The organism is Hyphomonas sp. UBA3601 (genome assembly GCF_002375605.1).
Classification (GTDB): Bacteria; Pseudomonadota; Alphaproteobacteria; order Caulobacterales; family Hyphomonadaceae; genus Hyphomonas.
Window position 1 is genome coordinate 54,138 of the sequence record NZ_DFME01000017.1, and the last position, 12,276, is coordinate 66,413.

The following is a 12,276-nucleotide window of genomic DNA, read 5'->3' on the forward strand; positions in this document are numbered from 1 at the left end:
GTATGGCGGGTGAAGAGGATGGCTTTGTCTATTCCCGCTATGGCAGCCCGACATGTGAGATGTTGCAACAGCGACTCGCCCTGATCGAAAATGCCGAGGCCTGCCGCGTTGCTGCCTCCGGCATGGGCGCCATCTCAACCGCGATCCTGGCACCGCTGAAAGCGGGGGACCGCGTCGTGGCCGCGACGGCCCTGTTCGGGTCCTGCCGCTGGATCATCGCCAATCAGATGCCCAAATTTGGCATCGAGACGGTTTTCGTGGATGGCGCTGACCTTGAGGCCTGGGAGCGGGAGATCGCCAAGGGCTGCCAGCTCGTCCTGATCGAGAGCCCGGCCAACCCGCTGCTGGACGGCGTCGACATCGAGGCGGTTGCCAAGCTCTGCAAGGCCGCCGGCGCGATTCTGGTGGTCGATAATGTCTTCGCGACGCCAATCCTTCAGAAGCCTCTGGAGCTTGGCGCGGATGTCGTCGTCTATTCCACCACCAAGCATATGGACGGCCAGGGCCGCGTCATGGGCGGGGCAATCCTGTGCGATTCGGCGCGGATGGAGGAAATCTACGATCCGTGGCTGCGCCATCTGGGCCCGGCTGCGTCGCCGTTCAACGCCTGGGTTGTGCTGAAGGGACTCGAAACACTTAAATTGCGCGTCGATCAGCAAACAAAAAATGCTGCCCGCCTGGCAGACATTATTGCGGATCATCCGGCGATAGCCGCCGTGCGCTACCCGCATCGCGAGGACCATCCACACTACGACATCCACAAGCGCCAGATGAGCGCAGGCGGCACCATGATCGCCTTTTCGGTGAACGGTGGACAGGAAGAAGCCTTCAAGCTTCTGAATTCATTGGAGCTTGTCGATATCTGCAACAATCTCGGCGACACCAAGTCGCTCGCCTGTCATCCCTCCTCCACCACGCACCGCGCGCTCAGCGATGAGGAGCAGGCCTCGATGGGACTCGACCGCAGCTGGATACGGATGTCGGTCGGTCTGGAAGATTCTGACGATCTTGTAATGGATTTGACACGCGCCCTTAACAGTGTGTGAACGAATTGGATTGAATTTCACATGATGGGCAGACGGGTTCCTCCTCCGCAATACGAACAGATCACCGATGGTGTGCGCATTCGCGTGCGTCCGAAGTTCATGCATGACGAATCCGAACCGGCGCGCGCCCGGTTCATGTGGTCCTACACGGTCGACGTTGAGAATGAGAGCGAGCAGACCTGGACCATCGTGCGCCGTCACTGGCGCATCGTGGATGCCGAAGGCCGTCGTCAGGAAGTCGAAGGTGAAGGCGTGATCGGCCAGACCCCAACCCTCGGGCCGGGCGAACGCTTCAGCTATACGTCTGGCGCGCCACTGGCGGCCCCGTCCGGAATCATGGGTGGCACCTATGATCTCAAAGGGGATGATGGCCGCGTATTGATCGCGACCATTCCGATGTTCTCACTGGACAGCCCGTACGAGACGTCACTGCCCTGCTGAGATTCGTCTGGTTCTGATCAGCCTTTGATCTCGGCCTTGATCGCCTCATTCAGCCGGTCGCGATTTGCGCCTTCGATGAACTCATTGCCAATCAGGAAGCTCGGCGTGGCCTCGACACCTACGGCGCGGGCAAGTTGCTTGGACTCAGACAGTTTGCGCTGAATGTCGATCGAGCCCATATCGGCGCGCATTTTCTGGACGTTCATGCCCACATCCCTGGCCACTTCGTCGAGCTTGGCTTCAGTCAGGTCGTCATTGTTCTTGATGGCCATCAAAGCCAGATGGAATTCGCGATACTTGCCTTGCTTGCCGGCGGCGAGCGCCGCAAGCGAAGCGGTCTCACTGATGCCGCCAAAGATTGGCAGTTCCTTGAAGACGACCCGGACATTACCGTCATAGTCTTCCGGCAATGCCTGAATCCATTCGACCGACCGTTTGCACCAGCCGCAGCGATAGTCGAAGAATTCGACCACGGTGATCTCTGCATCGGCCGGGCCGATGAAATAGTCATTCTCATTATTGTAGATCGCGTCGAAATTGCTCGCGATGGCTTTCTGCGCCTCTTGAGAGGCTGCAGCCTGCTGCTTCGCGGACAGCTTGATCAGCGCTTCCTCGATGATTTCCGGGTTCTCGAGAATGTACTCCCGCACAACTTGTTCCATGGCTTCGCGATCAGCGACCGGCGCCGCCTTGCTCTCGGCGCAGGCGGGCGTCAGGGCGAGCGCAGCCATGGCGGCCGTCATCGTGGTCAGTCTGAATGTCATGCGTGGTTTCCTGTCATATTCAGGTCAAAATCGGTTCAGGCCAGATATACGGCCTGAATTCCGCACGTCTATCCGGCCTAACACAAAGTTGATCAGGACTATTCGACCGTGAGCGAGAAACGCCGATTGCGGCGATACATGTCGCGATTGTCCGGATTGTTGGCATCGGTCACCAACAGGATGTCGTCAGCGCGGCGATAATCCGGCGTGCCAGGCTCCAGGCTCTGGACAGCAAAATGGGCAAACCGGTTGGCTCGTACGATGTCGCCAACAGCATAGGCAGACTCGGCCGTGGCCAGCTGGGCATCGGCGCGGCGCCCCTGCTTTTCATATGTGATGGCCAGCTGAGCCCAGGCGAACGCATTGTTCGGCTCGGCAATCAACGCATCATGCAAAGCCTTTTCGGCGGCTTCGACATCGCCAGCTTCGTCACGCGCATTCAGCGACCGGGCAAGGTTGATCAGCAGCAGGGGCTGGCCCGGCTTCAGTTCGAGCGATTTCTCGTGCGGCGCAACAGATTCGGCGGCGCGGCCGCTCTCAAACAGGATCTGGCCTTTAAGCTCCCAGAAAAATGGATTTTCCGGATCGTCTTCAAGCAGTGAGTTCACCTCGATCAGCGCGCGATCAATATCGGAGACCTGCATGGCGGCGATGGAACGCGCATATCGCGCTGGCTGGCTCTGGTCACTGGCCGGGTATTCGCGCGCCACCTTGTTCGGTGTGTCGAGGAAGCCGATGAGCTTGGCACGCATCATCTGGTATTGATTCAATTCCCGATCGGTTTGCGGCGTGTCCATCATGCCGGAATCTTCGGCCAGCTGGCGCACGGTGCGGATCCGGTCCGATGCGAGCGGGTGGGCCCGAAAATAGGGATATCGGCGCGCGCTGGACAGGACTTCCTGATAGCGGAAATTCTCGAAGAATTCGACGATCCCGCGGGGCGACTGACCAAGCTGCGTGAGGTATTCGACTGCCGCGGCATCGGCCGTGGCCTCTTCCGAACGCGTGTGCGTGAAGAAGTTCAGCGCAGCAAATTGTTGTGATGAACCGATCAGGGCTGCACCTGCCCCCCCTTCACCGGCGGCCATGGCTAGAATACCAAGACCGATGGAGAGCAGCGCCGGGCGCATGGCGACCCCGGCCGCGCGCGAACGGCTGACCGAGTGGCCACAGGCGATGTGACACGTCTCATGCCCGATCACGCCCTTGATCTGCAGCGAGGAATCCGCAGCGATAATAAGGCCGGTATGAAGGTGAATATTCTGACCGTTCGCCACGAACGCATTCAATGAAGGATCATTGATCAGGTACAGGCCGACATCGTTCGGCTTCAGCCCAGCCACTTCGAGAATGGGATTGGTCCATTCGCGCAGCGTCTCCTCGATCTCCGCATCGCGGATCAGGCTTTGGGCCGTGGCGCTTGCCGCCATCATTGCGGCGAGCGCTGCGGTCGCGGCCAGTTTCAGGAAATTTCGCGCCATGCAAAGCGCCTCCTGTTGATTGCATCTACATCCCTGATTTTATGGGATGCCTTACCGATTGGCGAGGGCTTCCTCGCACTATAACGGATTTGTCAGGAATCGGCTGACTGGAAGATGAATGTCAGGGTTGGATCGAGCCGAATACCAATCTCCGTTCCTGCTTTTGGTGCCGTCATGCGCGGCACAAGCGCGGTAAGGGATTGTCCCTGGCACTCCAGCAACAAACGACAAAGCGGGCCGGTCAGCTGGCTGGCTGTTACACTGGCCCTTACCGCCGAACTCTCATCCTGCAACACGCCTTCCGGGCGTACGATCAGTTCCGCTCCGACTGGTACATCCTGCCCGACGAGTCCGGTCGGCAGGTCCGCAGCCCGTATGCGGCTGACTGGACCGAGAGCGGCGGCAATCGCCGCGCTTTGCGGTCTCTGGTAGATTTCAGCCGCTTCACCCTGCTGCAACAAGTGCCCGCCCTGAAGAATGGCAATGCAATCGGCGCTTTCGAGCGCCTCGGTCGGGTCATGCGTCACCAGCAGTGCCGGAATGCCAGCCTCCCGGATCGCGGCAAGCGCCGTATCCCGCACACTGCCACGCAATGCCGGGTCGAGACCGGAAAATGGCTCATCCATCAGGATCGCGGCAGGCTCCGGCGCAAGTGCGCGCGCGATGGCCACGCGCTGTTGTTCGCCGCCCGAGAGTTCGTGCGGGTATGCGCCGGCCCGATCTGTCAGACCAAGCCGCTCCAGCCATTCGGCCGCCAGCAGGCGGGCCGCTTCCTTGCCGCGCGATTTGAGCCCGAAGGCCACATTCTGCGCGGCGGTCAAATGCGGGAACAAGGCGAAATCCTGAAAGATCAGCCCGATGCGGCGTTTCTCGGCCGGGACCGTCTTGCCCGGCGCAGAGAGCAATTCATCTCCCAGCCGGATCTCACCACCATCGAGCGGTTCAAGTCCGGCGAACAAGCGCAACAAAGTCGATTTTCCCGCGCCGGACCCACCGAGCAATGCTGTGATGTTGCCGGGTTCCAGAGTGAGGCTTACGCCCTCCACCACAGCGGTTGGCCCATAGCGGCGGGTTACGTTCGTCGCGGTCAAATGCACGCTCATTGCGTGTCCCCCGGACGCGAATGGCTGAGCCGCCACGATAGCAGGATCACGGGCAGCAAGCCTGCCAGCGTGATGAGCAGGGACGGCAAGGCCGCCGCCGCCAGACGCTCATCCGTGGCATAGGCATTCGCCCGAACAGACAGTGTGTCCCAATTGAAAGGTCGCAGCATCAAGGTAGCCGGCAGCTCTTTCAGGGATTCAACGAACAGGATCAGTGCACCAGCCATGGCGCCTGATAGCGCGACCGGCAGGTCAACGGAAACCGCGCGGCGCAGCGGCGAAGCCCCAAGGCTCTCGGCGGCATAGCCCATGGAGGCCGGGGCGCGACCGAGCGCTGCCACCATCGGCTCTGCGCCCGACGTGGTGAACCGGCTGGCATAGACCCATGCCAAGGCCACGATTGCCCCCGCCCCGGTCAGCGTGATGCCAAGATATCCCATCACCAACAGCGCGCCGAGCGCGAGAACGGCACCCGGAATGGCGTAGCCGGTCGAGGCCATCAGACGCGCAAAGCCGGCGATCAGTCCGCTCTGCCGGGCCGTCAGCGCGATGACCATCGCCAGCACGAACGCCAGCGCCGCACCTGACCCGGCAAGGATCAGCGTGTTCACCAACGCCCGCCCGATTGGTGCGATCTGGTCTTGCGATTCCATGACAAGCCAGACCAGGCGCGACATTGGCAAAACGAAAGTAGCAAGGAACAGGAGCGCACAGGCCGCCATTGCGCCCAGGCCGGCCCAGCGTGGCAGGCGCGCCCGTGACACGCTGCGCCACCGCGTCGAGCTTTGCTGGCTGCCCGCACGTCCCCGCGTATGACGCTCGGTCAGAATCAGCGCGATCACGATCACGACCAGAACCAGAGCGAGCCGCGCCGCTGCCGCGGGTTCGCCAAAGCTCTGCCAGGCGCGCACAATGCCGAAGGTCAGGGTGGGCACACCGAGAAACTCCGCTGCGCCATAATCGGCCGCCGCTTCCATCAGGGTCAGGGCAAGGCCGGCTGCGATGGCCGGTCGGGCGGCCGGCAGGGCGACCTGCCAGAACCGCCGGGCACTGCTGGCACCCAGACTGCGCGCCGCCTCCAGAGCGCAGACAGATTGCGAGACGAAGGCCGCTCGGGCCGTCAGATAGACATAAGGATAAAGCGCGCAGGTCAGCACGAAGGCGAGCCCCGGCAGGCTGCGCATGTCCGGAAACCAATAGTCCCGCGCGGTCCAGCCGGTAACATCCCGGATCGCTGTCTGGAACGGCCCCATCAGGCCCATCAGATCGGCATAGGCATAGGCAAGCACATAGCCGGGCGCCGCCAGAGGCAGGATCAGCAACCATTCGAACAGGCCCCGTCCCGGAAACTGGTACATCGTCACCAGCCAAGCCGCCGGAACCGCAACGGCGAGCGTCATGAGCGCGGTTAACAGCAGCGTGCCGAGCGTGCCGGTCGTGTAGCCGGTCAACAGCGTGTCGCGGATATGGGTCCACGCTTCACCGCCACCATTCATCAGGCCCGCAAACAGGGTCACGACAACAGGTACAGCAATGATCAAGCCCGCCAATAAGGCGGGCCCGTCAATGCTCCTGAATCGGAAGCGGCGTATGGCGGCCAGAGCGCTCAAACGAGATCAGTTCCATCCAGCCCGGTCGTAGATGGCCTGTGCCTCGGCCTGATTCTCTCCAAGCTTGTTGAGCGGGAACACGCTTTCCTTGAAATCAGGCGGCAGCCGGTCGAGCCCTTCCGGCATCTCGGCGCCAGCGACCAGCGGGATTTCCTTGGTCTCGGTGGTCAGCAGGAACTGGCCCTCCTCACCGGCCAGCCATTCAATGAACTGGATGGCAGCCTCCTTGTGCGGTGCATGGGCCGCAACACCCGCGCCGGTGACATTCACATGCGCGCCCCAGCTATCCTGCTGCGGGAAGGACAGCATGGTCTTTTCAACCGATTTGCGCTGGGCGTCGGAGCCTTGCGTCATGCGCACCCAGTAATAATGGTTCACCAGCGCGACCGAGCATTGGCCAGCGGCAATTGCCTCAATCTGCCCGGTGTCGCCGCCCTGGGGCGGACGTGCGAAGTTCGCCACCACGCTGCGCGCCCAAGCCTCGACCGTATCCTTGCCAAGTCGATCAATCAATTCCCCCATCAGGGAGAGATTGTAGATGTTCGTGCTGGACCGCATGCAGACATCGCCCTCGAGATTGGCGCTGGCGAGGTCGGCATATTCATCCACTTGCTCCGGCTCGACACGGGCAGGATCATACACGATCACGCGCAGCCGTTTGGCCAGACCGTACCAATGATTGTCCGGATCGCGGAAATGCTCGGGAATGCGCGTCGCTAGCAATTCGGACTCGACGGGCTGCATCAGGCCCGCATCCTTGAATCGGTAAAGTGTGCCAGCATCGGACGAGATAATGACATCCGCCGGACTATTGTCGCCTTCGGCCTTCATCGCCTCAAGCAGTTCGGCCGCGCCGGATTCGCGAAACCGAACGCGGATGCCGGTCTCATCCTCGAAGCGTTTGTAAAGCTCCTTGTCGGAATCATAGTGCCGGGCCGAATATACATTCAGCAGGCCGGTGGGCTCAGCCACAGATTCTGCAGCAACTTCGGACTCCCCGGAATCTCCAGAGGGTGCCCCGCAAGCGGCAAGAAAAACGCAGGCGGTGGCCAGGGATGCATACCATTTCATGGAACAAACTCTCTTTGAGGGGCATTGATGATCTGTTCAATCACATTTGAGAATGGATCGCAACGAACGACATGCGCGACCTTTTTGCCCGAAATTTGCACAGACCCCCGGATTGGGACGGTCATGAGCAAGAATCTTATGCTGCATCGCACAAAATGCGATATTGATCTGAAGATACAAAATGAGTCCGGAAAACCGGACGTAACAATCAGGTGCTTGGGGATGACAATGAAAGATATCGTAGTGGATCTCGATTTAGGGTCACCGGAAGAGGACGCGCTTCTGTCAGCAACGCTCGACGCGTTCGTCATCGAACAGCTTGAGCGCGACGCCGATGAAGGCCCCGAAATGATGGTACGCACCGCATTCCGTCCGACCGGCGAGATGTGCAAGGAAATCGTGTTCCAGAGCCAGAAATGGGCCGAAGCTTTCCAATCCTATTGGGAAAGCCAGAAAATGCAGGTCTCCGCTGCCTGAGCGTTCAATTCGCTAGTAGAATGGCATAGATAGCGCAGATGACCTGCGCCGCCCGCCCCGAAACATCTTCCCCCCGCATTGCCATCGCTGGCGCGGGCATTATCGGCCTCAGCTGCGCGCTCGAACTCGCCCGGCGTGGCGCTGCCATCACGCTCTACGATCCCAACACACCCGGTCGCGGCGCCAGCTGGGCTGCTGCTGGCATGATTGCCCCCGCCTTCGAGGCCGCCTCAGAGCCGGGCGTTCACCCCCAACTTTTTGATCTCTGTCTTGAAAGCGCGCGGCTCTGGCCGGAATTTGCAGCGCACCTTGAAACCGAAAGCGGAGAAACTGTCGGATATGCGGCCGGACCATCCCTGGCGGTCGCCGCGAGTGAAGCAATGGCAGCCCATCTCGACGGAATCCTCGACACGCTGACCAAGCGCGGCCTGCCCGGCCAGCGGCTGGACATGGATGCCGCACGCCGGATCGAACCGGCGCTGTCGCCTGACCTGCGCGGCGTCCTGCAGCTCACCACGGATGGCCACGTGAACAATCGCGCCGTCGTCTCGGCGCTGCTCGCCCTGTGTGAACGCCACCCTCGCATCATGCTGGAACGCACGCCCGCACCGTTACAGTCACACGACGACGCGCTGGATGTGGAAGGCCATGATTTCATTCTGATCACAGCCGGCTGGCAGAGCGGCGAGTTGAAAGTGACCGAACATGGCAAGCAATTCAGCCTGGCAAACTGGGACTCGTCGCTGGATGAGATCGACACTTATGGCGGCCAGATGCTGTCGGTTGAGCGTCGGGCAGACCACCCCGCCACCACACTGCGCGCCGGTCCGATCTACATGGTGCCACGCGGCGACCAGCTTGTCATCGGCGCCACGATGGAGCCCGGCCGTACGACAGGTATGCCGAACACGGATGATGTCACCAACCTCCTCCAAGACGCTTCCCGCATCGTGCCCTCACTGGCCGATGCCCGCATCACCTCCGCATGGTCCGGCATACGTCCCGGCACGCCCGATTTCGCACCCTTCCTCGGTCGCACGCGCCAGCCCAACATGTTTGTCGCCGCAGGCCATTATCGCAATGGCATCCTTTTGACACCCATCACGGCAAGGATCGTGGCTGACCTGATACTGGGTGGCGACTCCAGCGACCTTGCCGCTGCCTTCGCGCCATCTCGCGCGCTTCCGGCGCAAGTCTGATTTTCCTTGAATTCAGCGCCGGAATGCGTATGTAGGCGCTTCGATCCGCAGAGAAACCACTGGAGGCCAAAGACATGGATTACGCAAAGCCCAATGCTTCGCTGACCCTTTCCATGATCGCACGGCCTGTCCATGTCTTCCTTTCTCACGCTCGTTTCCCTCTCCCTCACCACGCCTGACGGCACGCCGCTCTTTGACGGCCTGACCCTGTCGCTCGGCCGCGAACGCATTGGCCTTGTCGGCCGCAATGGCTGCGGCAAGTCCACCCTGTTGCGCGCCATAGCCGGCGATGTGGAGCCTGCACGCGGCAGCTTGTCCGTGCACGGCCGCCTGGGCCGCCTCGCCCAGATCGCGGACGAAGCCCAGACCATCTCCGAAACGCTCGGTGCGGCAGACGGCCTTGCCCGACTTGCGCGCCTGGCAGCGGGTGAAGGTTCACTGGAAGATGCCGATTTGGCCGACTGGACGCTGGAGTCCCGGCTCGAATCCGTTCTGGCATCGACCGGTCTCCGCGACATGCCATGGGACACCCGCCTATACCGGCTCAGCGGCGGCGAACGCACACGAATCATGATCGCCCGGCTCCTGTTGGAAGAGCCCGACATATTGCTGCTGGACGAACCCACCAACAATCTTGATACGGATGGCCGTGCCGCCATCGCGAAGCTCCTGCGCGATTGGCGCGGTGGCGCACTCATCGCCAGCCATGACCGCGACCTGTTGGAACAGACGGACCGGATCGTGGAATTGTCCCCCATAGGCGTGACCGTGTTCGGCGGCGGGTGGAGCGACTTCCGCGAAGCCCGCGACGCTGCCCGCGCACAGGCCGAAGCTGATCTCGCCAGATCCCAGACCGCCCTGCGTCGCACACAGGCAGACGCCCAGCGCGCAAAGGAAAAACAGGACCGGCGCGACAAGGCGGGCCGCACCGCCCGCGCAAAGGGTGATGCCCCCAAGATGCTGCTCGACAAGCGGCAGGAACGCGCCGAGGCCACCGCCGCACGGGGCGGCGACCTTGCCAGCCGCCAGACCAACGAAAGCGCTGCCGCACGGGAAGCCGCCCGCGCAAAGGTGGAGATCACGGCCCCGATCACAATGGACCTGCCGCACGTCCACCTGCCCCGGTCAAAGGACATCCTGCGCGTGACCGAGGCCGTCGCCGCCTTCGGCAACCGCCGCCTGTTCGGGCCGCTCAGCTTTGACATCAGAGGGCCGGAGCGGATCGCCATTGCCGGCCCGAATGGCGCCGGCAAGTCGACGCTGATGCGCATGATCCTTGGCGAAATCGCCCCCGCCTCCGGCACGGTCGAGACGCTGACGCCCCGCATCGCCCGGCTCGACCAGCATGTCAGCCTGCTGCCCTCGGGCGGCTCGATTCTCGAGGCCATCCTCGCCGTCCAGCCGCACCTGACAAAGAATGAAACCCATGCCGCCCTCGCCCGCTTCGCCTTCCGAAATGAGGCCGCCCACCAGTCCGTGGCGATGCTCAGCGGCGGCGAACGCCTGCGCGCGGGCCTCGCCGCCATCTTTGCCGCGCCCGAGCCCCCCGAACTCCTCCTGCTGGACGAGCCGACCAATCATCTCGACATGGCCACGATCGAAACCCTAGAAGCCGCCCTCAACGCCTATTCCGGCGCCCTCCTGGTCATCAGCCACGACCCAGCCTTCCTCACAGCCATTGGCATCACGCGCACAATTGCGCTCCCCTGACGCAGGGCAATCGCTGGACGGGCCTGCATGGCCGCCTTAAGTCTGGCCCTCAGGAGGATTACGTCACATGCATCAGATCGCGCCGATGAGTGAAGATCAGGCCGCCATCAAGGCCGCCGTCGAAAAAACGCTCGAACCCTTTGGGGATGATTACTGGGCGAAGACGGACGAGACCGGCGACTGGCCGGAGGAATTCTGTGATGCCATGGCCGCGGGCGGCTGGCTCGGCATTGCCTTCCCGGAGGAATATGGCGGCGCGGGCCTCGGCCTGACCGAAGCCGCGCTGATGATGCAGACCGTCACGCGCACCGGCGCGGGCTATTCCGGCGCCTCTGCCATCCATCTCAACATTTTCGGGCCGAAGCCCCTGGAGCGCTTCGGCAATCCGGAACAGAAGCGCGAAAACCTGCCCAAGATCATCTCTGGCGAGGAGAAGATGTGCTTTGCCGTGACCGAGCCGAATTCCGGCCTCGACACGTCCAGCCTCGAAACCAAGGCCGAGCGCACGAACACCGGCTACACGATCAATGGACGCAAGATCTGGACGACTGGCGCCCAGCGCGCCGACAAGATCCTGATCATCGCGCGCACCACGCCCAAGGACCAGTGCGCCAAGCCGTATCTCGGCCTCTCCCTGTTCTACACAGACCTCGACCCGAACAAGATCGAGCGCCAGCCGATCCCGAAAATGGGCCGCAAGGCGGTCGAGTGCAACATGCTCTATATTGATGGGCTCGAAGTGCCGAAAGACCACCTGATCGGCGAAGAAGGCGAAGGCTTCAAATACCTGCTTCAGGGCCTGAACCCCGAGCGTGTCCTGTTCGCGGTGGAATCCATCGGCCTCGGCTTTTCCGCGCTGGAGCGGGCCGCGACCTATGCGAAAGAGCGCGTCGTCTTTGGCCGCCCGATTGGCCAGAATCAGGGCATCCAGCATCCGCTGGCAAAATCCTGGGCCGAACTCTCCGCCGCCGAACTGCTCGCCTACAAGGCGGCAGGACTCTACGATGCCGGGCAGGATTGCGGCGCCGAGGCCAATTCCGCGAAATACCTTGGCACCGAAGCTGGCTTCCGCGCCTGCGAGACCGCCGTGCTGACTCATGGCGGCATGGGCTACGCGAAAGAATACCATGTCGAGCGCATGATGCGCGAAGCCATGCTCGCCCGCATCGCCCCGGTCAGCCGCGAAATGATCCTCAACTTCATCGCCGAACGCGTGCTGGGCCTGCCGAAGAGTTACTAATTGATCCGGGGAGACCACCCGGCCTGTCCCCGGCCCTTTAACGTCAAAACCCCTGACCTGCCGCGCAGGTCAGGGGTTTTTTCTACGCCCTATCCAACCGGACTTGGCGCCGTGGCAGGATTGGCTGCATGGAC

General features: G+C 62.0%; 11 protein-coding genes. 6 read left to right on the plus strand and 5 right to left on the minus strand.

The features are described from left to right. Together B4F73_RS01350 and apaG are read left to right on the plus strand one after the other, a co-directional pair. On the plus strand, positions 1 to 1,046 hold a 1,046-nt coding region (locus B4F73_RS01350), incomplete at its 5' end, for a trans-sulfuration enzyme family protein (RefSeq protein WP_290482336.1). A gap of 21 nt (positions 1,047 to 1,067) precedes the next feature. Next, positions 1,068 to 1,487: a Co2+/Mg2+ efflux protein ApaG gene (apaG, locus tag B4F73_RS01355; RefSeq protein ID WP_233347478.1), complete on the plus strand. Its 420-nt coding sequence runs from the start codon at positions 1,068 to 1,070 to the stop codon at positions 1,485 to 1,487. A gap of 17 nt (positions 1,488 to 1,504) precedes the next feature. Here the strand turns inward: apaG and B4F73_RS01360 are convergent, their stop codons facing one another. The 5 genes from B4F73_RS01360 to B4F73_RS01380 form a co-directional block, all read right to left on the minus strand. Then, a complete protein-coding gene (locus tag B4F73_RS01360; RefSeq protein ID WP_051607453.1) occupies positions 1,505 to 2,251 on the minus strand; it encodes a DsbA family protein in 747 nt (248 codons plus the stop codon). A gap of 98 nt (positions 2,252 to 2,349) precedes the next feature. Beyond that, positions 2,350 to 3,732, minus strand: a complete 1,383-nt coding sequence (locus B4F73_RS01365; RefSeq protein WP_290479769.1) for a M48 family metalloprotease — start codon at positions 3,730 to 3,732, stop codon at positions 2,350 to 2,352. 92 nt (positions 3,733 to 3,824) lie between these two features. Then, positions 3,825 to 4,835, minus strand: coding sequence for an ABC transporter ATP-binding protein (locus tag B4F73_RS01370; protein ID WP_206991097.1), 1,011 nt, complete (start codon positions 4,833 to 4,835; stop codon positions 3,825 to 3,827). Further along, positions 4,832 to 6,376 carry an ABC transporter permease gene (locus B4F73_RS01375; protein WP_290482337.1) on the minus strand — a complete coding sequence of 515 codons (1,545 nt, stop codon included), beginning with the start codon at positions 6,374 to 6,376 and terminating at the stop codon, positions 4,832 to 4,834. The genes B4F73_RS01370 and B4F73_RS01375 overlap by 4 nt, the downstream gene beginning before the upstream one ends. A gap of 75 nt (positions 6,377 to 6,451) precedes the next feature. Beyond that, positions 6,452 to 7,516 (minus strand): extracellular solute-binding protein, encoded by a 1,065-nt coding sequence (locus B4F73_RS01380; protein WP_290482338.1) that lies wholly within the window; start codon positions 7,514 to 7,516, stop codon positions 6,452 to 6,454. A 228-nt stretch (positions 7,517 to 7,744) separates the two neighbouring features. Between B4F73_RS01380 and B4F73_RS01385 the strand changes: the two genes are divergently transcribed. From B4F73_RS01385 to B4F73_RS01400, 4 genes are all read left to right on the plus strand, one after another. Continuing rightward, entirely contained in the window at positions 7,745 to 7,993 is a 249-nt protein-coding gene (locus tag B4F73_RS01385) for a hypothetical protein (RefSeq protein ID WP_156947783.1), read from the plus strand. A gap of 38 nt (positions 7,994 to 8,031) precedes the next feature. After that, on the plus strand, positions 8,032 to 9,192 hold the full coding sequence (gene thiO / locus B4F73_RS01390; RefSeq protein ID WP_290482339.1) for a glycine oxidase ThiO: 1,161 nt from the start codon (positions 8,032 to 8,034) through the stop codon (positions 9,190 to 9,192). Between the two features lie 132 nt (positions 9,193 to 9,324). Beyond that, complete coding sequence (locus B4F73_RS01395; protein ID WP_290482340.1) at positions 9,325 to 10,902, plus strand: ABC-F family ATP-binding cassette domain-containing protein; 1,578 nt, start codon at positions 9,325 to 9,327, stop codon at positions 10,900 to 10,902. A gap of 67 nt (positions 10,903 to 10,969) precedes the next feature. Then, positions 10,970 to 12,142 (plus strand): acyl-CoA dehydrogenase family protein, encoded by a 1,173-nt coding sequence (locus tag B4F73_RS01400; protein WP_156947782.1) that lies wholly within the window; start codon positions 10,970 to 10,972, stop codon positions 12,140 to 12,142. Positions 12,143 to 12,276 lie beyond the last annotated feature (134 nt).